Annotated in this window: 17 protein-coding genes and 1 other RNA gene; 4 read left to right on the forward strand and 14 right to left on the reverse strand. The window is 33.3% G+C overall.

Annotation, left to right across the window (positions count from 1 at the left end; translation table 11 throughout):
• Positions 1-58: 58 nt before the first annotated feature.
• Positions 59-1,639: an NADP-dependent glyceraldehyde-3-phosphate dehydrogenase gene (locus LNP27_RS08565; RefSeq protein ID WP_229941228.1), complete on the forward strand. Its 1,581-nt coding sequence runs from the start codon at positions 59-61 to the stop codon at positions 1,637-1,639.
• Positions 1,640-2,029: 390 nt separating this feature from the next.
• Here LNP27_RS08565 and LNP27_RS08570 read toward each other — a convergent pair whose 3' ends face one another.
• The 10 genes from LNP27_RS08570 to LNP27_RS08615 all read right to left on the reverse strand — a co-directional run bounded on the left by LNP27_RS08570 (position 2,030) and on the right by LNP27_RS08615 (position 10,284).
• Entirely contained in the window at positions 2,030-2,599 is a 570-nt protein-coding gene (locus LNP27_RS08570; protein WP_229941229.1) for a TlpA family protein disulfide reductase, read from the reverse strand.
• Between the two features lie 69 nt (positions 2,600-2,668).
• Complete coding sequence (locus LNP27_RS08575) at positions 2,669-2,977, reverse strand: DUF202 domain-containing protein (RefSeq protein WP_229941230.1); 309 nt, start codon at positions 2,975-2,977, stop codon at positions 2,669-2,671.
• Between the two features lie 54 nt (positions 2,978-3,031).
• Positions 3,032-4,153: an ABC transporter permease gene (locus LNP27_RS08580; RefSeq protein ID WP_229941231.1), complete on the reverse strand. Its 1,122-nt coding sequence runs from the start codon at positions 4,151-4,153 to the stop codon at positions 3,032-3,034.
• Between the two features lie 32 nt (positions 4,154-4,185).
• Positions 4,186-5,292 (reverse strand): ABC transporter permease, encoded by a 1,107-nt coding sequence (locus LNP27_RS08585; protein WP_229941232.1) that lies wholly within the window; start codon positions 5,290-5,292, stop codon positions 4,186-4,188.
• Between the two features lie 167 nt (positions 5,293-5,459).
• Positions 5,460-6,194: an ABC transporter ATP-binding protein gene (locus LNP27_RS08590; protein ID WP_229941233.1), complete on the reverse strand. Its 735-nt coding sequence runs from the start codon at positions 6,192-6,194 to the stop codon at positions 5,460-5,462.
• Between the two features lie 23 nt (positions 6,195-6,217).
• Positions 6,218-7,114: an ABC transporter ATP-binding protein gene (locus LNP27_RS08595; RefSeq protein WP_229941234.1), complete on the reverse strand. Its 897-nt coding sequence runs from the start codon at positions 7,112-7,114 to the stop codon at positions 6,218-6,220.
• Positions 7,114-7,479, reverse strand: coding sequence for a cupin domain-containing protein (locus LNP27_RS08600; protein ID WP_229941235.1), 366 nt, complete (start codon positions 7,477-7,479; stop codon positions 7,114-7,116). Before LNP27_RS08600 ends, LNP27_RS08595 begins: the two co-directional genes overlap by 1 nt.
• A 37-nt stretch (positions 7,480-7,516) precedes the next feature.
• A complete protein-coding gene (locus LNP27_RS08605) occupies positions 7,517-8,395 on the reverse strand; it encodes an HlyD family secretion protein (RefSeq protein WP_229941236.1) in 879 nt (292 codons plus the stop codon).
• A gap of 23 nt (positions 8,396-8,418) precedes the next feature.
• On the reverse strand, positions 8,419-9,669 hold the full coding sequence (locus tag LNP27_RS08610; protein WP_229941237.1) for a TolC family protein: 1,251 nt from the start codon (positions 9,667-9,669) through the stop codon (positions 8,419-8,421).
• A 3-nt stretch (positions 9,670-9,672) separates the two neighbouring features.
• Entirely contained in the window at positions 9,673-10,284 is a 612-nt protein-coding gene (locus tag LNP27_RS08615) for a TetR/AcrR family transcriptional regulator (RefSeq protein WP_229941238.1), read from the reverse strand.
• A gap of 183 nt (positions 10,285-10,467) precedes the next feature.
• Here LNP27_RS08615 and LNP27_RS08620 point away from each other — a divergent pair, with 183 nt between their 5' ends.
• Positions 10,468-12,438, forward strand: coding sequence for a glycoside hydrolase family 20 protein (locus LNP27_RS08620; protein ID WP_229941239.1), 1,971 nt, complete (start codon positions 10,468-10,470; stop codon positions 12,436-12,438).
• Between the two features lie 199 nt (positions 12,439-12,637).
• Here LNP27_RS08620 and LNP27_RS08625 read toward each other — a convergent pair whose 3' ends face one another.
• Entirely contained in the window at positions 12,638-14,935 is a 2,298-nt protein-coding gene (locus LNP27_RS08625) for an aminotransferase class III-fold pyridoxal phosphate-dependent enzyme (protein WP_229941240.1), read from the reverse strand.
• A gap of 233 nt (positions 14,936-15,168) precedes the next feature.
• Positions 15,169-16,635, reverse strand: a complete 1,467-nt coding sequence (locus LNP27_RS08630; protein WP_229941241.1) for a glycoside hydrolase family 130 protein — start codon at positions 16,633-16,635, stop codon at positions 15,169-15,171.
• Positions 16,636-17,456: 821 nt separating this feature from the next.
• Here LNP27_RS08630 and LNP27_RS08635 point away from each other — a divergent pair.
• Positions 17,457-17,789 (forward strand): glycosyltransferase family protein, encoded by a 333-nt coding sequence (locus LNP27_RS08635; RefSeq protein WP_229941242.1) that lies wholly within the window; start codon positions 17,457-17,459, stop codon positions 17,787-17,789.
• 136 nt (positions 17,790-17,925) lie between these two features.
• On the forward strand, positions 17,926-19,806 hold the full coding sequence (locus LNP27_RS08640) for a glycosyltransferase (protein WP_229941243.1): 1,881 nt from the start codon (positions 17,926-17,928) through the stop codon (positions 19,804-19,806).
• Positions 19,807-19,913: 107 nt separating this feature from the next.
• On the opposite strand, the gene ssrA is transcribed toward LNP27_RS08640, so the two are convergent.
• Together ssrA and LNP27_RS08650 are read right to left on the reverse strand one after the other, a co-directional pair.
• Positions 19,914-20,310: a transfer-messenger RNA gene (gene ssrA / locus LNP27_RS08645) on the reverse strand.
• Positions 20,311-20,417: 107 nt separating this feature from the next.
• The gene (locus LNP27_RS08650; protein ID WP_229941244.1) at positions 20,418-21,617 is read right to left on the reverse strand and encodes a serine hydrolase domain-containing protein; all 1,200 of its coding nucleotides are present in this window, start codon (positions 21,615-21,617) and stop codon (positions 20,418-20,420) included.
• Positions 21,618-21,723: the final 106 nt, after the last annotated feature.

Below are 21,723 nucleotides of genomic sequence, written 5' to 3' on the forward strand. Positions count from 1 at the left end.
TAAAGAGGCAATTGCCTCTTTTTATTTATTTGAATTAACACAACTATAAACCTTAAATATGAATTTAATACCAGAAGAATTTCAGATAGGAACATTACTAAATCAAGATACGTACTTAATTGATGGTGAGTTAAAAAAATGGGAAGGTCAAACTACCGCTGTTTTTTCAACGATTTCCTCTACTGAAGAATATGCGCCAACAATATTAGGTTCAATCCCTTCTATGGGAGAAGCTGAAGCTCTAGAAGCTGTAAATGCTGCGAGTGTTGCGTATAATAACGGACAAGGTTTATGGCCTACAATGAAAGTAGCAGACCGCATTAAATGTATGTCAAACTTTGTTACGCAAATGAAAGAGACTCGCAGCGAAGTAGTTAAATACTTGATGTGGGAAATAGGAAAGTCATTAGGCGATTCTGAAAAAGAATTTGACAGAACGGTAGAGTATATTTACGATACCATTGAAGATTATAAGTTATTAGATAGTAACAGTTCTCGCTTTATTAAAAGTCAAGGTGTTAACGCAATGGTACGTCGTGGACCGCTTGGTGTAGTATTGTGTTTAGGACCTTACAATTACCCTTTAAACGAAACTTTCTCTTTGCTAATTCCAGCATTGATAATGGGGAATACCGTTATTTTTAAACCTGCTAAACATGGTGTTTTATTAATTTCGCCTTTGTTAGAAGCTTTTAGAAGTAGTTTTCCTAAGGGAACTATTAATATTGTTTATGGTAGAGGACGTGAGGTTGCGTCACCAATTATGAAGTCTGGAAAAGTTGATATTCTAGCCTTGATAGGAAATAGTAAATCAGCAATTGCTTTGCAGGATCAACATCCTAACAAAAATAGATTGCGTTTGATTTTAGGTTTAGAAGCTAAAAATCCAGCAATTATTTTACCAGATGCTGATTTAGATCTTGCTATTCAAGAATGTATTTCAGGAAGTCTATCTTTCAATGGACAGCGCTGTACAGCATTGAAAATTTTATATATTCATGAAAGTATAGCGGATGAATTTAACAGAAGATTTACTGCCAAAGTAGATGCGCTTGTTTTTGGTAATCCTTGGGACAAATCAGTTATGTTGACACCATTACCAGAAAAAGAGAAACCTGCTTACATACAAGAATTAATTAATGATGCTGTTAGTAAAGGAGCTGCAATCATTAATGAAAAAGGAGGAAAGCACACTGAAAACTATATATTTCCTGCTGTTTTATTTCCAATAAATAAAGAAATGAGAGTGTATCATGAGGAGCAGTTTGGCCCTGTTGTACCAATTATTACGTTCAAAGATATTCAAGAACCTTTGAATGATATGGCCGAATCTAATTACGGACAACAGGTAAGTTTATTTGGAAAAAATATCAAAACCATTGCGCCGCTAATTGATACTTTAGTAAATTTAGTGTGTCGAGTGAACTTGAATAGCTCTTGTCAAAGAGGTCCTGATGTATATCCATTTACAGGTCGTAAAGACTCTGCTGTGGGAACTTTGAGTATTCACGATGCACTTCGTTCTTTTTCAATTAGAACCTTTGTAGCTTCGAAAGATAACGATTATAACAATCAAATTTTGCAAGCATTACTAGATAGTAAAGAATCTAATTTCATTAATACTGACTACACATTGTAATCTATTTTATATAAAAGCAAAGCCGACTTCTTATTTTATTAAAAGTCGGCTTTTTTTTTTGAATTGTTTTTAAAAGAATTATCATTCTGTATCTTAAAAATATTATGTAATTTAGAGTACTAGAAATTTGGAATTCGGATTGTTATGGATTCCTCTAAAATGTATATGCTATCAAAAATAAAATTAATATAATAAAGAAGAGTTTTCACGAAAGATTGCATCGGGAACCCGTATTAACGCATCGTCGATTAAGGTTTATTCCTAATATTGTACTTAATATCGTAGGTCTTTTTATCACATTTTTAGTAGTTGCAACCTTGATTTACTTAATAGTGCATTATTTGATTATGCTTTTTTATCACCTGATTTGATCAATAAAAGTCACTTTTATTATTTAAGATAGCCGTCTAATTTCTCTCGAAAAGAATCACTATTCCAGTTAGCAGAGCCAATTTTTGCTACGATAACGTTACCTTGTTTGTCAATAACATAAGTGGCCGGAATTGTTGCTGATTCTAACTCAAGCGGAGGATTTGTTACTGATTGATATACAGGCAAGTTTAATTTTTCCTTTGTCATAAAAGTATTTGCTTTCTCAAACGAATCAGTAGTGACAAATAGGAATTCAACCTTGTTTTGATAATCATTATATAATTTTTGCATACTAGGCATTTCAGCAATACATGGTGGACACCAAGTCGCCCAAAAATTGATGAATACTACTTTGCCCTTATAATCTTGCAGTGATACATTTGTTCCATCAGCATCTAGTAATTGCCATTGGTAGGTTGATAGGGCTTTTTGATCTTGTATTGCGATTGTTTTTGGCGAAAAAACAATGAGTCTGTTGAGTTGAACTTTTACAAAAGTGCCTAAAGGAGTGAATAATAGTGCTGCAATGAATATAAAAAAAGCAATGTTTTGAATCGTTTTTTTTCTTGGAGTTTTCGAATTCGTCATATTGAAAATCTATTTGTTTTTGAAGAAATAAAATTGAAGTTATTGTAAACAATAATTACCTATTTCTTGTTAATCTTCATAATATTCCAGCTGATAATTACCAACATGCTTTTTATTATTAACGATTGACTTTTTTTGTTTGAAAAAGTTAATCAATCCCAATATAAAAATAGCAAATGCAAAGATGAAAAAAACAATTCCAATAATCTCACTATGTTCCACTTTAAGTAAACTTCCTATACTTAAACCAGCAACCATAAAGTACATTGCCGTTCTTAAAAAGGAAAGTAACGTAGATTGATTTGCTAGAGTAGTACGTTGTAATGCTAGTTTTTCTCTTAAGATTAAGTCTTTATTTATCGAATTTTTTTCTTCCATACTATTTCATAATTTTTTTAATGTCAGTGCAAAAATAAGCTATTTAATGCTAAATTAGTTTGTTTTCCTGTAACTCCACACTGCCAAACCATTCATTAAAAACGCATACAAACTTATAATTACAAACTGCGGAATAATATCTGAAAAACTGGAACCTTTCAGCATGACCATTCGGATCACTTCAACAAAATAACGAATAGGGTTGATCAATGTTATATTTTGTGCCCATTTTGGCATACTTTCAATTGGGGTAAATAAGCCACTCATTAGGATAAAAATAACCATAAAAAACCAAGCGATAAACATGGCTTGTTGTTGTGTATCTGTATGATTTGAAACAAAGAGTCCGATTCCCAATACTAATAGTAGATAAACTGCTGTAAAGAGATATACTAACAAAATATTACCTAGCATTGGCACGTCAAATACAACTTTAGAAATCACTAAACCTAGGGTTAGAATCACCAATCCCAATATCCAAAAAGGGAATAGTTTTCCAATTATAAACTGGTATTTTTTTATAGGAGTTACGTTTATTTGCTCTAATGTTCCCAATTCTTTTTCCTTAACGATATTCATCGAAGATAAAAATAGTGTGAGCATCGTAACCAATAAAACCAGAATTCCCGGCACCATAAAGGTTTTATAGTTTAGCGTTTTATTATACCAAAAGGAAGGGATTACAAGTATGTTTTCTGGAACTTCTTTATTGTCAGAGAAGTATTTAGAGCTTGATCCTATGTCTCTATTAAATGAATTTATGATTTGTGAGACGTACACATTTTCAATGCCAGCAGTTGCAGCATCAATAGCATTTATAGTTACTGAAATAGTTGTTTTTTGTGCTATTTGTAAATCTCGGCTAAAATGATTGGGTATGTTTACTATAATGTCCGTGTTGCCTTTTTGCATTTCTTCTACTGCTTCTTTTTCAGAGAAAAATGGCGCTGTAATTTTAAAATAGGATGAAGCTTTGAAGGATTGAATTAGTTTTCTTGATTCGGTACTTTGGTCATTGTCTACAAAAGTTATTTTTATATTTTTCACGTCAAATGTAGCCGCATTTGACAAAATTAATAATTGTAAAATGGGTAAAATAAAGATAAGTTTAATCATATTTTTATCTCTAAAAATTTGCTTAAATTCTTTTTGTATTATGAATAATATTGTTCTCATTTAGATAGTTATAAGTAAAAATAGTGGGCCTTTTATTCTAACCTAATTTTGTATTTTTTTATACTCAATGCGATAAAAAATATTGTCATACCAACTAAAACAAGCGTTTCTTTCCAGATATAGTGTATACCAACTCCTTTTAGCATAATGGCTTTTACAATGATGATGAACCATTTTGCTGGTATAATGTTGCTTATCACTTGCATGGGCATTGGCATACTGCTGATAGGAAAAATGAAGCCTGAAAGAATAATAACAGGTAGCATTAATCCCATTAGCGAAAGCATCATCGCGGTTTGTTGTGAATCTGAAATCGTGGAAATTAAAATCCCTAATGAAAGTGCCGATAGTATGAAAAGAATGCTTTCAAACATCAGTAAAAAGAGACTGCCGTTGATAGGCATTTTGAAAACAAAAAAGCCCAATACTAAAATGACTATTGCATTAACGATGGATAGAAAAATATAGGGGAATACTTTTCCAATAATAACTTGAAAAGGTTTTAGCGGTGATACTAAAAGGATTTCCATAGTACCTAGCTCTTTTTCTCGTGTAATAGAAATGGAAGTCATCATTGCAGAAACCAGCATTAAAATAACAGTCATAACACCGGGAACAAAATTGAAAACACTTTTGAGTTCAGGATTGTAAAACATACGGGATTGTACTTCTACTTTAATTTGACTACTGGTTAATCTATTTTTTTGTAATTGATCATTTTGAATTAATGCTCCTATGTAATTCGCTACTGTGTTAGCAACGTTAGGTTCGGTAGCATCAGTAACGGCTTGTATAGTTGCTACTTTTTTAGTTTCTAAATTTTTACTGAAGTTAGTCTCAAAAATAAGCACAGCTTTAACTTTTCCTTTTTTAAATTCAGATTCGATATCTTTTTCGGTGTCAATTTGATTTTCTATTTTGAAATAAGGAGACGATTTTATTTTATCAATAATCTTTTGGGTTTCAACATCTTTGGAGTGGTCTAAAATGGCAATATCAACATTGTTAATTTCGTTTGTAATAGCAAAACCGAACAATAATATTTGAGCGATTGGCATACCAAAAAGAATGAACAAGGACCGTCTATCACGAAAAATGTGATAGAATTCCTTTCTTATAAAACCGATGAATCTTTTCATTTTTTATTTTGTTTAAAGTTTCAGGTTTAAAATTTTTCAAACATAGATTTCACGAATTAGCACAGATTAATTTAGTGGTTTTAATTACCACAGATGCGCAGATTTTATGTCGATTGTCTTTATTCTCTTCGTTAGTAATTGTTCCTCCTTCGGGGGCTAGGCGGCTTCTATTCTACGTTCCTAGCTAATTTTAAAAATACATCATTCATCGATGTTACATTAAATTGCTCTTTTAGCTTTTTTGGTGTGTCCAAGGCTTCAATTTTTCCCGCAACCATTATGGATACTCGGTCGCAATATTCCGCTTCGTCCATATAATGCGTGGTGACAAAAATGGTCGTTCCTTTGCACGCTTGTGTATAGATCATTTCCCAAAATTGTCTTCGAGTAATAGGATCAACGCCTCCTGTTGGCTCATCTAAAAACACGATTTTTGGCTCGTGTAATAACGCGACAGAAAACGATAATTTTTGTTTCCAACCCAAAGGTAAAGAGCCTACTAAACTGTCAATAATATCTTCGATTTGTAATTCTTTGACTAGTGCCGTTGTTTTCGTTTTTATGTCAGATCTTGACAAGCCATAAATACCTCCAAAGAACACTATGTTTTCTCTAACCGTTAAATCATCATACATCGAGAATTTTTGACTCATGTAGCCAATGTTTTTTTTAACCATTTCTGGATTCTTTACCACATCAAAGCCAGCAACATTTGCCTCTCCAGTTGTAGGATTTGAAATGCCTATCAGCATTTTCATTGCCGTGGTTTTTCCAGCACCATTCGCTCCTAAAAAGCCGAAAATTTCTCCCTTATATACATCAAAAGAAATAGCATCTACGGCAGCGAAATCGCCATACTTTTTAGTCAAGTTTTTTACCGCTATTATTTTTTCTCTTTCCATTTTGCTAGTCCATTTCCTCTAAATTATAAATCCATGAAAACATCTTCAATAGTAATTTGAGCGGGTTTAATTTCTATCTCAGTATGATTTTTATCTTTCAGGTAATTTTCTAAGTCCGCTATATTAAAATTGTTTTCTTTGTCCGTATAATGTACGTATTCGCCAAAAGCATACACACTATATTGACTTGGATAATTTTTTAAATCATGTAGTAGCGAATGCGTATTTTTTGTGGCAACATCATAAATAACTTTGTCATAATTTTGAATAATATTTTCTGGTGAATCTATTTTCAAAACTTTACCGTTCTGAATTAAAGCGATTCGGTCACACAGCGAAGCTTCATCCATATACGGTGTTGAAACTAATATGGTAATGCCTTTTTGCTGCAATCGTTTCAGCATTTCCCAAAATTCTTTTCGTGAAATGGGGTCAACGCCTGTGGTTGGTTCGTCAAGAAATAAAACTTTTGGAGCATGAATTAAAGCACAGCATAACGCTAGTTTTTGTTTCATTCCACCAGATAAAGCGCCGGCTCTACGATTTTTAAAAGGTTCTATTTGAACATAAATGTCTTTTATTAAATCGTAATTTTCTTGTATGGTGGTGCCAAATATGGTTGCGAAAAAAGTAAGGTTCTCTTCGACTGTTAAGTCCTGATATAAAGAAAATTTTCCGGGCATGTATCCCACAGAATTCCTTATGGAATTATAGTCCTTCACCACATCAAAGTCTAAAATGGATGCTGATCCCTCACTAGCAATTAACAACGTGGTCAAAATTCTGAAAATTGTTGTTTTACCAGCGCCATCGGGACCTATTAAACCAAAAAGCTCGCCTTTTTTCACTTCAAAAGTAACGTTGTCAACTGCTTTTAACGCTTTGTATGACTTTGATATGTTTTGAACTTTGATAGTCATTATTTGATCAGTAAAAAGTTGCTGTCTTCATAAGCATCGACCCAATGTTTGATATTTGGTTCAATTTTTACATAATCACCTGATTTTAAACTCAATTTTCTACCTCTTTCATCGCCATAATTTCCGCTTCCAGAAACGCAAACTAACAAAGCAGGAACTTTAGTGACATGTTCCGCTAATTGTTTGCCTTTAGCAATTTGCAAAGACACTACTTTGTTCTCGAACGGTGTAAACAACAGAGCCGTTTGAACATCCTTTTGTTCCGTGTGCAGCTCTTTTAAATTCATCGTTTTTACAACTTCTAATGGAACTGATTTGCAACTAAATAAAGTTAGAGCTGTAACGAATAAGATTATTTTTTTCATGATAATTGTTTTTTAATTTTTAGTATTATTTAGTTTGTTATTTAATCCACATTTCCGCGGGCATTCCTATTTTAAGACTGCCGTCATTTTTAACTTTAACTTTCACCGCATACACTAGATTTACCCTTTCTTCTTTTGTTTGAATGATTTTGGGAGTAAATTCAGCTTGTGATGCAATCCAAGAAATGGTTCCTTTATAAGACTTCATTTCTGCTGCGCCATCAATTTTTACAGATACTTCTTGTCCTATTTTCAGTTGAGTTAAGTGGGTTCCGCTTACAAAAACACGTAGACTCATTTCTGAAAGATCGGCAATTTTATACAAAGGTTTTCCAAAAGCGGTTATTTCTCCAGGTTCGGCATATTTGGTCAAAACCGTTCCTTTAATGGGATTTATTATTTTGCTTTTCTTAATTTGGTCATTGATTTTCTGAATTTGCACATCAATTGATTTTAGATCGTTAATAATAGGTGCATTTTGCGTTCCAATACCTTGTATTTGTGCTTCAATTACTTTTACTTTTCCATCAATTTCATCTACTTGACGTTTAGTTGCTGCATTCTCTGCATACATATCGCGTATTCTATTTTTCTCGATTTGAACTGTTTTCAGCTGCTCTGCTAAAACACTTTTTTGAGACAATACATTTGCTGATTTTGACGAAACTGTGCTTTTAGACGCGATCAATTGTTGTTTTGTTAAGTACAATTGTAGCGTATCTATTAAACCAACTTGTGTTTGCGCTTCTAAAATAGTTCCCTCTTGTACCTGCAAAAATTCAATTTTTCCAGTGGCTTCAGCGGAAACAGTAATTTCTGTTGCTTCAAAATTGCCGTAGCCATCTGCTTTTTCGTTGCTTGTATTACAAGAGATTATTCCTAATGTTACTAAAATTAATAGACTTACTTTTTTCATTTACTATGTTTTTCTGGTACTATTTATTTTCCTTTTATTGTTTCTAAACTTGATTTGGCTGCAGCCAATTGTACTTCATGAGTTTTTAGAATATTTTTCGCTTCAAACAAATTAGTAAGTTCGAGTAGATATTCAGAGGTTGTGATTACACCGTTTTTCATTTGCGAATTCGATGAGGTTACAATTTTTTCGCGCAGATGAATTACCTCAAAGTCAGTTTGCAAGAGTTGTTCTGTCTTTCTAATTTCGTTTTCCATTTCCTGCATTTGAATTTTGTTATTTAGCTCGAATGTTTCTTTTTCTGACGAAACTATTTCTTTGGAAATATCCAAAACTTTTTGTTCTGTTTTGTTTTTACCCCAATCTAATACATTCCAATTCGCTTTTACGCCCACAACAAAAAAGGGTTGAAAAGAATTGTCTAACATATTGAGTCCAGGATTTCCGTAACCTGCTTGACCAAACGCATTTATTTTTGGAAGTACTGATCGCGCTAATGTATTTTTAGAATATTCTAATTGTTGCTTTTGCAATTCAAAAAGAGTTATTTCAGGTCGTACAACTGTTGGATTTGTACTATCAAATCGCGGTAGGACTAAATTGGCTTCCGAATCGATTTTGGTAAACGTTAATTCAGAAAGATTTTGAAACATTTTTATTTTTTCGAATTGAATTTCTGTCAACTGTTGTTTGATTTTTAATATTTCGGCTTCCAAAATAAGTTCTGAAGCTGGCAGAATAGCACCATATTTCACTCCTGATTGTACTTCTTTTACTTTGGATTGAAGCAATTCATTTTTGGATAGTAATAAAGCTCTCTTTTCTTGAAGTAATAAAATGGAGAAGTAATATTGGTTGATTCGGCTTTTCAGTTGGTACAAACTTACTTCAATTTGTTGTTGTTGAGTTTTAGTTTGTGCTTGTTTTAATTTGGAATTAACATCAATCATTCCGCCATTATATAGAAGCTGATTCACATCTAATGTAGTGCGATATTGATCTTTGTTAAGTGGCATGATACCAGGAACAACAGCAGGAAAACCTATAACTTCTGATTGGTATGTCGCTTGCGCGTTAATGTCAACTACAGGAAGTTTTCCTTTGTTTAATGCCTCTATTTCGTATGTAGATTTTTGTTGCAATAATGAAGCTTGCTTGGCGATTGGATAGTTTTTAGTAACCAATGCATAGCATTCTGCCAAGGTTAAATCCTGTTGCGCATTCGACAGTAGAGGTAATAAGAAAAGTGCTAGTAAGATAACCTTGTTTTTCATGGTTTAAATTTTAATAGCATTAATAATAAAAGCCGAAACATCAGTTTTACGTTTTTGTATTATGATATCGTAGTTTTTTTTGTCGGTATCAAGAAGTGCCGTTAATAACGGCTCGCCTATAAAAGGGAAAACATTTAATGACATAATATTAATGAACAATTGTTCGGCTTCAATTGGTTGTATAAGCCCGTCTTTTATAGCGTCAGCAACTTGTAGTTTGAACTTATTAGTGTTTGGAAAATTTTCTTTTACACGTAATTTTTGAACGAATTCAGGGTTTTTATTGAGTTCCTGCATTACAAAATTGGGTAAGTACGGATGTTTAATTACAAATGTGATATAGCTATCCGTAAACTTTATTATTTTTTCAAACAAGTCGCTGTCGTCATTTAATATTTTATTCAATTGAGGAGCTAGTAACGCAAAAGCATTCGAAAAGACAGCTTCAAATAATAGTTGTTTGCTTCTGTAATAGTAATGTAATAAGGCTTTGTTTATTTTGGCTTTATCTGCAATTTCTTGCATTCTAGCACCGTCCATACCTTTTTGCTGGAATATTTCTTTAGCAGCATTCAATATTTCTATTTCTGTATTTTCTAGTTTATCCTTAATCATCTAGTTTAATTATATGGTTTAACCATTCGGTTAACAAAGTTATGTAAAAAGAACCAGTAAAAAATGTTTTATCGATTTATTTTGCAATTGACTACTTTATTAATCTTTCATTATGAAAAAGTGAACTATATTTGGCAATTGTGAAATCAAGAAATTTTATCTTTCCAAATTAAATTATACCTTATGAATCGAGTACTTCAAATTTATTTCCTCCTATTTATAACATCGCAATTGATAGGTCAAAATAAACCCGTTACAGCTAAAACGGAATTAGCGATAATTCCGCAACCTACATTGGTACAAACTACTCAAAAGAATTTTAATGTTAAGTCGTTGAAAGAGGTAGAGCTACCTGCAGAATGGCGTGACTTAGGGCAGCAATTAGCTGAATTTAACAGCAAAAATAATTTGGCTCCAATTAAGATTGTGGCTAAGGCAAAAAGTACTGCGATACGCATAAAGAAAGTGGCTAGTTTAAGTTCAGAATCATATAAATTAGAAGTAAATGCTAGCGGTGTTCATATAGAAGCTTCGGATTATGGGGGGGCTTTTAATGCATTGCAAACTTGGAAACAAATTGTATTTCATGCTAAGAATAATGAAATTGCACAATTAAAAATAGAAGATCAACCACGCTTTAATTACCGCGGATTGATGTTGGACTGTAGCAGGCATTTCTGGACTGTAGATGAATTGAAAGAAACGATTACTCAAATGTCCTTTTTTAAACTCAACAAACTGCATTTGCATCTTACAGACAACAACGCTTGGCGAATAGAAATTAAAGCATATCCTAAACTTACATCAGCAGGCACCTATTATAAAAATTATCCAGAGTTGTCAAATAAGTTTTACACTCAAGAGGATTTAAAGCAAGTAGTTGCTTTTGCTGGCAAGCATAATATCGAGGTCATTCCTGAGGTAGACTTGCCGGGACATGCGATAGGAATTCTTGCTGCTTATCCTGAATTATCTTGCACTGGCGGAGAATTTGAAGTTTTCCCAGAAGAGATGCCTATGAAAGACCGTAAGCGTGGTCATATCAACATGCTTTGTTTAGGAAATCCTGACGTATATACTTTTGCAGAAAAAGTAATTCAAGAATTGGCAACGATTTTTCCTTCTCAAAAAATACATTTAGGAGGAGATGAAGTGCCTACAAATATTTGGGAAAAATGTCCTAAATGTCAAAAGCTACATCAACAAGAGGGTTTGAAAAAGTGGGGAGAATTACAAGATTATTTCACAAAAAAAATGGCTGTTCTTGTTAAAAAGCAGAATAAAATCATGGTTGGATGGGACGAAATTAATGAACGTCATGCCGCTTCGTCAGACGATATCGTTATGGCTTGGCGTGACTACGGCTTCAAGCAAGCTGTTGAAGCTATGGAAAGAAACGTTCCTGTTATCATGGCACCGCAACACGGTTGTTATTATGATTGGGGCTACGCAGGCAATGCGACTCGAAAAGTGTATGAATGGGATCCTATCTCAACTGAAATGGATGCATTAAATAAAAACAACTTAGTCTTAGGAGGGCAAGCTTGTTTATGGACAGAGCGTGTTGCCACTCAAGATAGAGTTGAGGAAATGCTGTACCCAAGAATTACGGCTTTGGCCGAAGTACTGTGGTCACCAAAAGAAAATAGAAATTGGGACTCCTATCTTAAGCGATTGGATCAAAATTATGAACTAATGAAAACACTAGGAATCAATTATTATGTGGATGATGCTATTAATGAAACCGAGTTTGTTCCCAAAAAAGAGAAACCTGCCTTGGTGCGACATGCTTTCCTAACCACTAATTTGCCCAATCACGGTAACTATCATTTAGAGTATATTTTTGACGGTAAATCGAATACTTTTTATTGGGGAAGTAGGAGTATAGGTGTTGGGGATTGGTATCAAATTCAGTTGGGCGAACCTGTAAAAGCAAATAAAATTTCAGTTATTACAGGCGATTCGAAAGACTATATTCAATATGCTGATTTATTAGTTTCAGAAGATGGCGAAACTTTTATGAAAGTAGCTTCTTTCAATGATGATGGTTTAGCTGGCGCTGATTTAGCAGGTAAAATCATTCGTGCTATTCGTATTGAAGCTACAAAACAACATACATCTTGGCCCGTGATTAAAGAAGTTAAAATTGAGTAGGTGAAAATTTATCCAAGTTGCTACTCTAGAAATAAAAAACCCTCATAATCGAATGATTATGAGGGTTTTTTGTAGGGAAATGGTTTTTAATATTGGAAGAGCTTATCCATAATAACTTTTTTATATTTACTTATAAATCAATGTTTCACAATTGGATTCGCAAATTCCTGTTTAATAAAAAGCTAAAGTAGTCGCAGTTTTAAAGCTCGCTTAAAGCAATATCTAATAATTCAATCATCTCATCAGCATTTTGTTTGTTGAAAGGCATTGGAGGTTTTATTTTTAATACATTATGCAATGGGCCATCGGTACTTAATAAAAACCCTTTTTCTTTCATTTTTTCGACAACAATGTCAATTTCAGCGAAAGCTGGCTCCATTGTAACGCGGTCTTTAACCATTTCTGCACCAATGAATAAACCGTGTCCACGAACATCGCTGATAATAGGATATTTAGCCATTAATTTTCTAAGTCCGTTCATCAGGTGGTTTCCCACTTCTAACGCGTGCTGTTGCATTTCTTCGTCTTGAAGAACATCTAACACCGCTAATCCTGCCGTCATAGAAACAGGATTACCTCCAAAAGTGTTGAAGTATTCCATGCCGTTATTAAAAGCATTTGCAATTTCATTAGTTACAATTACGGCAGCCAGCGGGTGTCCATTACCAATAGGTTTTCCTAAAACAACAATATCTGGAACGACATCTTGCAATTCGAAGCCCCAAAAATGGTCGCCAATTCGTCCAAAACCAACCTGAACTTCATCAGCAATACAGATTCCTCCAGCAGCTCTAACGTGTTCATACACATTTTTTAAATAATTTTTAGGAAGCGGGATTTGGCCTCCAACACCTAGAAGCGTTTCGCAAATGAATACCGCAGGTGCTTTCTTTTCTTTTTTTAAATCTTCGATAATTCGTTGCACATCAGCGGCATATTTTTCGCCTGCAGTCGTGTCTCCATATTTATAAGGACCACGATACAAGTCGGGATTAATTGCTTTATGAATCCAAGGCATTTTCCCAAAACCGCCTTTACCGTCAAATTTATACGGGCTCATTTCCATAGCAACCGTTGAGGTACCATGATAAGCATGATCCAGTACAATAATGTCTTTTTGTTTGGTGAAATGACGACTCATTCGAATTGCCAAATCATTAGCTTCACTACCCGAATTGACAAAATAGCAAACGCTTAAAGCTGCAGGTAAAGTAGCTGTAAGTTTTTCGGCATATTCAATAATGGTGTCATTAAGGTAACGCGTATTGGTGTTTAAACTAGCAATTTGTTTTTGCATTCTTCTAACAACAACAGGGTGACAATGCCCTACATGTGATGGGTTGTTGACACAATCCACAAAAGTTCGGCCTTTATCATCATAAAGATATTGTAGCGCGCCTTTGGTGATTTTTAATTTGTCTTTGTAACCAATACTTAAATTTCGACCAATGTTTTTCTGACGAGATTCTAATATATCAGTATAGTTTTCATCAGTGATTAATGCCGTAAAACCACACGCTTTTCTAAAAGTATCTTGCGCTTTTATTGGATTAATTTGAATAAGTTGGTTCAGCAATTCCCAAGCAGGCTTTTCGGTAAGAAAATGATGTTCGTTGTTGCTGTCTAATGATGCATTGTAAGCAGACTGTGTCACACTAATACAAAGACGCGCTGCAATTAGATAATACAATAAATCAACTTCTTGCTCAGTAAGGGCATACGATTTATGGTAGCCTTCAACAATTGATGCAGCAACCGCCAACGGATCTTTCTCTCCAAGCATCGCATAAGTGCACGCAATCGCTAGATTGTTGATAAGCGCTGTGTAAACCATATCACCAAAATCAATTAAACCACTAATGTGATTTTTTTGAACTAGGATGTTATAATCGTTTGCATCGTTATGGATGTAGGCATGGCGCAAAGTATGGATTAGTGGAAGAACTTCTGTGTCAAATTGCAGCAAGAAATAACCAGCGATACGCCTTTTTTCGTGATCGAGAATGTATTTTAAATTCTCATTTGCCTCGCTAGCATAACTGATATCCCAGATATAACGACGGTGCATAGCAAGATGAGAAAAGTCGCGAAGTTCATAATCCATATTTCCCAAAAAGGATCCTAGACTGTAAAATAACTCTTTTGATTTGTTTTCTTTTTCTACCCAAAAAGTGCCTTCCAGAAAATTGAGGATTCTTACATAATATATTTTTGAATCGGTCTCAATTTTTGTCAAAGCATCGCCGTGAATGTTGATGCAAAAATGCTGAAATTCGTTTGCAAGCGGGCTTTTTGATAGGTGCTGAATGATTTTAACCTGCGCATCTAAAAACGGAAGAGGATGATCTTCGTTGGAAATTTTTAAAATATATTTTTCGTTTTTTTCATTCGATAAAAGAAAATTTAACTCGTCATAACCATTTAATGATTTTGCAGTTGTAGCTAGCCCGTAATGTTCTTTCGCTAATTGCTCAACCGTTTCTTCTGAAAAATTCATTAGTAAATTTTTAGTGTTCGTAAATTTTATTTCCAAATTATAGCTTGTGCAAGCTATAAAGGATTTTGTCCAACTAACATATTACTTCCTTGTGGAACTAATAAAAGCATAATCATCAAAATTATCATTTTCTGTTATAAAAGCCAATTTTGGCCGAGTGGATTTGGTAACTGAAGTGATTTTGTGCTAATACCGATGACAAGACTATATTTTAGAATTTTTGTTTTTTACATTTATTTGCTATTTTTTAAAGCAAATAGCAAATCTGCCAAATCAACTACTCCATAAGTAGAGGAATAGTCAGAAACTGCATAGGGTAAAATTAGACTATTATTGTGTATTATTGAACCACAAGAATACACTACATTAGGTACATATCCTTCTCGTTCGCCTTCTAATGGTGAGAGTAAAGGTTGTTTAAGGCGACCAATTTCTTTTGAAGGATCGTCTAAATCAAATAATGAAGCTCCTATACAGTATCGTCTCATAGCACCAACACCATGGGTAATCACTAACCAGCCTTCGGTTGTCCAGAGCGGTGATCCGCAATTTCCTATTTGCGTAAATTCCCAAGTATATTTTGGTTCTTGTATCATTATAGGATTATTCCATTGCGTTGGTCTATCAGAAAACATTAAGTAATTATTGACTCCGTCAATCCTAGAAAGCATTGCATATTTACCTTTTACTTTTCGAGGAAACAAAGCTAAATTTTTATTTGTGGCACCGATTCCAGACAGAGGCATCACTCTAAAAGAATAAAAATCTTCAGTCGAAATCAGTTTAGGAAGAATTACATGTCCATCATATGCGGTATACGTTGCCATAATGCGTTCCGAATTATCATCGTCAATGAATCTTACAAATCGAGCATCTTCAATACCGCGGCTTTCGGATTCTGATATGGGAAAAATAACACGTTCAGTAATATCAGAGTCATGCTTAAATTGTATGTCGTAAAAGGAATCAGATAACCACACCATTTGCTCTAGAGCCGTTTTTCTACTTTGTTTTATGGTGGGATCGTTCAAAATATCATGTACGAGCTTTTGTAATACTGAGTACTCAAATTCCTGAGGCAATTGTTGCATAATAACGTTTGAATATTTCTCGCTAATATTCATCTCCCTCAGTTTCATTTGGAATCTTTGTTTATTGTAGTGTGTTTTATGTTCTATTTCTGCTTTGTCGATATAATTTCCAATCTTCATAACACGTAAGTCATTGTTTTTATCAAGAATTGCTCTTCTAAAAACAATCGAGGAAATATGGCCTTCTCCTGTAGCTCGAAAGGAGATAATCACTCTTTTTTCTCCTTCCTCAAGATCTGATTGATCAAAATCTTCTACTATCGATGGATTAAAGAAGGCTGCAGACTCTAAAGAATATTCCATTGTGCAGTAAGAGCCAATAAGCATTTTTCTTTCGTCAGATAAAGTGGTATAATCAATTTGCATTGCTTCTATAATGCCTCTTATCTTCTCACAATGCGAATAAAATATTTTAGAAATATTACGGTGTCTTCTAGCAAATTCCCTTAATGTATGCTCTAAAGTGTTATAAACTTGATTTTCAGTGAGTAGCATGATACGAGCTACCATATTTTGGGTTCGTTCATCACCATTCATAAAATATCTTGCAACAACTCGTTTCGCATCAGGTGCGAAAATTATATTTTTTCGTATTATTGGAATTCGCATAAAAATGTTTTTAGTTGATAAATAACTTTCTTGAAATGAACTGAGTAGTGACAGATTAAATAGCAACACTACTTTTACAAGGAAGTAAGAACAGGTTGATTTAACTTAAGAAGTTACTCCAGCGTATTAATGTGCCTTATTTTTTAAAGTCTTTGTTTTTTGAGCAGCATAAATGAGTAATGAACTATTAAGACAGAATTTAAATTTTAAAATAATCGATAGCTAATGGAAATTTATTTAAAAAAAAATCATTGGCTTTACTATTAAATATAAATTTTTTAAATAAAAAGGCTTTATTTCAAAAATACAATAAAAAAAATGAGATATCAACTTTGAAGTTGTTTTTACCAATTTTAAATGAATTTATCTCTAAAACGTGAATAATGTAAAACACAATACTAATTGTGTAACAATCTTATTAGACATTATTTATAAATTTACAAATGAGATTTTTATTAAGTGTAGTACTCCTTTATATTCTCGTAATATTAAAAAATGAGTAAAAATTAGAGTTCTTTCTTAATTCAAGACGATAATAATTATTAAAGACAGATACTCTTTTACGAATTTTATCTGATTTTGGCGAACTCAAAATTCTTTTTAAGAAGTTTTTACTATCTCGGTTTACTTTTAATAGTTACGCATAAAAATACTAAACGTAACTCAGTATTCTCTTCTAAAGTTGTCACGTAAATTGAGGTGCTTTTTTAGATTATCTGATTTGAAGTTTATGCAGTAAAAATTATTCACATCAAAAGTTAGATTTAATTTTTGTGAATGTGTTTTTTAAAATAAAGCAAAATATAATATAAAAAAAAATAATGATGAAAACTTTGTCTACAAAATCAAAAATTGTTTTTCTTTCAACATATCCACCAACTCATTGTGGTATTGCAACTTTTACAAAAGATACTGTTCGTGCTATTGATACAATTTATGGCAAGAGTATTAGCTGCGAGATTTGTGAAATAACATTTAAGGGAGATGCTAATATAAACTCGGCCTATCATTTGCCTTCTCAAAATAAAGAAGCTTACCAAAAAGTGGCAGCAAAAATCAATAATGATCCTGATGTAAAGTTGGTACATATTCAGCATGAATTCGGATTGTTTGGAGGCCAATATGGTGACTATCTACTAGATTTTTTTAGATGAAATCAAAAGACCAATTGCATTTACCTTTCACAGTGTAATACCCAATCCTAATGAAACTTTAAAGTCATTAGTGCAATTGTTAATCAGTTATTCCGAAGCTATTTTTGTGATGACTCACAAATCTAAAAAAATCCTAATGGAAGATTATGGTTTAGCTGAGAGTAGTATTGCTTTAGTACCACACGGTACAAATTTAGTAGATTATGAAACGACTGCTGAAGCTAAGAAAAAATTCGATTTCGAGGACAGAATTATTCTATCCACTTTCGGACTACTGGGAGAGGGAAAAAGTATAGAAACTGGACTTAAAGCTCTACCAGAAATAGTCAAACAGTTTCCAAATGTTCTTTATTTAGTGTTAGGTAGAACTCATCCAAATGCAATTGAGAATAATGTAGATAAATATCGAAATTCGCTGCAGCAAATTGTTGAAGAGCTACATCTTGAAAATAATGTTCGATTTGTAAATGAATATCTAGAAGTAAATCAGCTTTTAGATTATTTGAAAGCCACTGACGTATATTTATTTACATCAAAAGATCCAAATCAGGCAGTAAGTGGTACATTTTCGTATGCTATGAGTTGCTCGTGTCCTATTGTAGCTAGCAAAATTCCGCATACAATGGAGAGCCTAACTAGCGATGTGGGTATTCTTGTTGACATACAAAATGTAGAGCAATTTGCTGCAGCTACTATAAAATTGTTGGCTGATGATGCTTTAAGAACTCAAATGGCATTGAATGCTTATGCAAAAACTACGAAGACTTCCTGGGAAAATACAGCAATAAAACATTTAGAAGTGTATCAAAGGATTTCAAAAGGTTTAAACCAAATTAAAATATCTTATCCTAAAATTAAAATGGATCATTTGAAGAGAATGACAACAGATTTTGGAATGATTCAGTTTTGTAAAATTTCAGATCCAGATTTAGAGTCAGGATATACATTAGATGATAATGCAAGAGCGCTCATTGCAATTTGTAAGCAGTATCAACTAAATGGTAAACAAGTTGATGTAGAATACATGAAAATCTATTTAAATTTCATTGAAAGGTGCCAATTGCCAGGTGGTAATTTTATTAATTATGTAGATAAAAATAATGTAATTGAGGCTAGAAACAGTGATGAAAATTTAGAAGATTCTAATGGTAGAGCCATTTGGGCTTTAGGCTTTTTTACTACGTTAACGCCATCAAATGATCTTGCACCTCTAATAGATAAAGCTATTGATTGTTTGAAAAAAGCGGTAAAAAAAGCAGAAAAATTTAATTCTCCGCGAGCGATTGCTTTTTCAATTAAAGGGTTTTATTATTGGTACAGCGTTGAACCCTCGTTGGCTTTAAGGAATAGCATCGAAATTTTGAGTAAAAAAATTCAGTCGATGTATACATCTGTTAGTACACCAGATTGGAATTGGTTTGAAAATAAGTTAACGTATGCAAATAGTATTTTACCTGAAGCGCTCCTGTTTACTTATTTAATTACAGGACAGGAGAAAAGTAAAGAAATTGCTGTACAATCCATGAATTTTCTAATTGAAAAAATGTTTGTCGATGGTGAATTTAAAATCATTAGTAATGATGGGTGGTATGAGAAAGGAGTAACTCCCAATAGTTTTGGTGAGCAACCGATAGAAGCATGTTACATGATGCACACATTGGATTTATTTTATAAGACTTTTGGGAATACAGCGTACAAAGTGAATATGAAAAAAGCTTTTGATTGGTTTCTTGGTAGGAATCATTTAGGCCATATAATGTATAATCCTATTACTGGAGGATGTTATGATGGACTGGAAGAGAATAATGTAAATTTAAATCAAGGTGCTGAATCCACCGTTTGCTATTTATCGGCACGTTTATTAATAGAAAGTTATACTTCTACAGGAAAAAATTCAGCATTATCAAATGCTGTAAAAATAGATAAATTTAACATTCCGTTATCCAATTTTCCAGAAATTCCGAATAACTCAAATAGGGAAGTCAATTCTAAAATAAAAAATAAGGTTCAGTTTTAATATTAATGAACATTAAAGGAACCCCTAATAGTAGGCCTTACGGTTTTTACGAACGACAAAATAAACATTAAACAAAAAACCTGTAAATCAATTGATTACAGGTTTTTTTGTGGAGTCGCCGAGAATCGAACTCGGGTCCAAACAAGCAACTAAAAAGCTTTCTACACGTTTATTTCCTGATTGAGTTTTCGATAGTGTGCTCGGCCAGAAACAGCCACACGCTACTTATCTTCTTAATTTCGAAATCCACCCGAAGCTCATGGAAATCTAGGTTTATTTTTACGGTTCCCCTAAATTGACCGCCACAAACCAAGGCTTTCAAGGAGAATCCAGCTTTCCTATCTGATAGGAACGTGGCTTAATCGTACTATAATTCGGATTATGCAGCTAAAGCGTAGTTATTTTCGCCGTGTAAAATGGTAAGATCTTATATTTACGAGCAAGGTCTCAATGCTCGACGTGCTTACTGATCAATTCGACTTGCTGTCAAAACCAGTCGACCCCTTTATTATTTCAAAAACCTAAATAGAATTTGAGTTTGCAAATGTACAGTTTTATTATTGAAATCTATATATTAAACTACTTTCGGTATGACAAAAATCATTCCTTTTTTATTCGTCACCTATTTTAAAAGGATAGTCGCCAAACAAAACCGATAATTTTCGGACATCGTACGTTTTACGGGTAAATTTATTGGATAATGCAATAATGGTAACTCCCTCTTTAGGTAAAGTAATATAAGATGAGGTGTTTCCGTGCCACCAACCGTTATGAAAGTAAAAATTTTGACCAGTTTCCCAGTTCACCATTCGTATACCAAGACCATAATTTTTTGTGCCTTTACGTTCATTGCTGTACGGTTTGTAAACCATCGCATTCAGTTCTGGCGTTAAAAAATTAGCTGCATTTCGAGCTCTGTCAAATTTCAACAAATCTCGTGGTGTCGAATATATATTCTTGTCTCCATAAACGGCATCTAAATAATCAGTACCTATTTCTACTTTGTTTCCTTTATAGGATGTTACAGCAGTGTCTTTATCCCTATTGTAGTTAAATACGTAGGTGTTTTTCATGCCCAATGGCTCGAAAATAATATTCTTCATTGCATCTTCGAACGATTGCTTGGTTATTTTTTCGATAATTAATGCCAACATGGCATAATTCGTATTGCAATAACTAAAACGAGTATCGGTCTTAAATTCCAGCCCAATATTTTTAGTTGCCATGATAGTCAAAATATCTTGATTAGTCAATATATTATGGCGGTCCCAGACTGTTTTATCGCGATCCGTAAAATAGGCGTAATTACGAATCCCGCTTCGGTGATTTAATAGCGTTTTAATCGTAACATCAGGATAAGGAAATTCCCTTAAAATCGTATTCACTTTTTGATCGAGATCAATTTTTTTTGCATTAATTAATTTCAAAATTGCAGTAGCTGTTATGACCTTACTAACTGATGCTAGATGAAGCGGAGTAGATTTAGTAATTAAAGTTTTTTCTCTGAAATTAGCATAGCCTTCATATCTTTCAAAAATAATCTGGCCGTTTTGTGCAACTAATATGCTTCCATTCGCACTGTTATTAGGCCAGTTTTTATTGTAAAAAGCCTCAATTTCATGTTTTTTAGTATTGCTGTATTCTGCGGTAAGTTTGGTTTCTGCCTTTTGTAATGGCTTCATTTTAGGCATGGTACTCTTCGGGAGTTCACCATCACTTAACTCAACTTTTTTTTTCTCTTTATTACAAGAACTTAAAACCAAAAAGAGCAGCGATATATGTAGTATATTTGTTTTTTTAATAAAATTCATTTCTGTGGTGCTAGAAACGCAAATATATAGAATCAATATCTTTTGATTCTTTGTTTTTTTAAACCTTAACACTATTTTATCAGAAGCCGTTGCTCACTATTTTTAC

This window comes from Flavobacterium galactosidilyticum, assembly GCF_020911945.1.
Taxonomy (GTDB): Bacteria; Bacteroidota; Bacteroidia; order Flavobacteriales; family Flavobacteriaceae; genus Flavobacterium; species Flavobacterium galactosidilyticum.

Bases quoted from the DNA above. Each gene is read 5' to 3' on its own strand.
- LNP27_RS08565 (WP_229941228.1), top strand. From the start codon at position 59: ATGAATTTAATACCAGAAGAATTTCAGATAGGAACATTACTAAATCAA.
- LNP27_RS08570 (WP_229941229.1), bottom strand. From the start codon at position 2,599: ATGACGAATTCGAAAACTCCAAGAAAAAAAACGATTCAAAACATTGCT.
- LNP27_RS08575 (WP_229941230.1), bottom strand. From the start codon at position 2,977: ATGGAAGAAAAAAATTCGATAAATAAAGACTTAATCTTAAGAGAAAAA.
- LNP27_RS08580 (WP_229941231.1), bottom strand. From the start codon at position 4,153: ATGAGAACAATATTATTCATAATACAAAAAGAATTTAAGCAAATTTTT.
- LNP27_RS08585 (WP_229941232.1), bottom strand. From the start codon at position 5,292: ATGAAAAGATTCATCGGTTTTATAAGAAAGGAATTCTATCACATTTTT.
- LNP27_RS08590 (WP_229941233.1), bottom strand. From the start codon at position 6,194: ATGGAAAGAGAAAAAATAATAGCGGTAAAAAACTTGACTAAAAAGTAT.
- LNP27_RS08595 (WP_229941234.1), bottom strand. From the start codon at position 7,114: ATGACTATCAAAGTTCAAAACATATCAAAGTCATACAAAGCGTTAAAA.
- LNP27_RS08600 (WP_229941235.1), bottom strand. From the start codon at position 7,479: ATGAAAAAAATAATCTTATTCGTTACAGCTCTAACTTTATTTAGTTGC.
- LNP27_RS08605 (WP_229941236.1), bottom strand. From the start codon at position 8,395: ATGAAAAAAGTAAGTCTATTAATTTTAGTAACATTAGGAATAATCTCT.
- LNP27_RS08610 (WP_229941237.1), bottom strand. From the start codon at position 9,669: ATGAAAAACAAGGTTATCTTACTAGCACTTTTCTTATTACCTCTACTG.
- LNP27_RS08615 (WP_229941238.1), bottom strand. From the start codon at position 10,284: ATGATTAAGGATAAACTAGAAAATACAGAAATAGAAATATTGAATGCT.
- LNP27_RS08620 (WP_229941239.1), top strand. From the start codon at position 10,468: ATGAATCGAGTACTTCAAATTTATTTCCTCCTATTTATAACATCGCAA.
- LNP27_RS08625 (WP_229941240.1), bottom strand. From the start codon at position 14,935: ATGAATTTTTCAGAAGAAACGGTTGAGCAATTAGCGAAAGAACATTAC.
- LNP27_RS08630 (WP_229941241.1), bottom strand. From the start codon at position 16,635: ATGCGAATTCCAATAATACGAAAAAATATAATTTTCGCACCTGATGCG.
- LNP27_RS08635 (WP_229941242.1), top strand. From the start codon at position 17,457: ATGATGAAAACTTTGTCTACAAAATCAAAAATTGTTTTTCTTTCAACA.
- LNP27_RS08640 (WP_229941243.1), top strand. From the start codon at position 17,926: ATGGAAGATTATGGTTTAGCTGAGAGTAGTATTGCTTTAGTACCACAC.
- LNP27_RS08650 (WP_229941244.1), bottom strand. From the start codon at position 21,617: ATGAATTTTATTAAAAAAACAAATATACTACATATATCGCTGCTCTTT.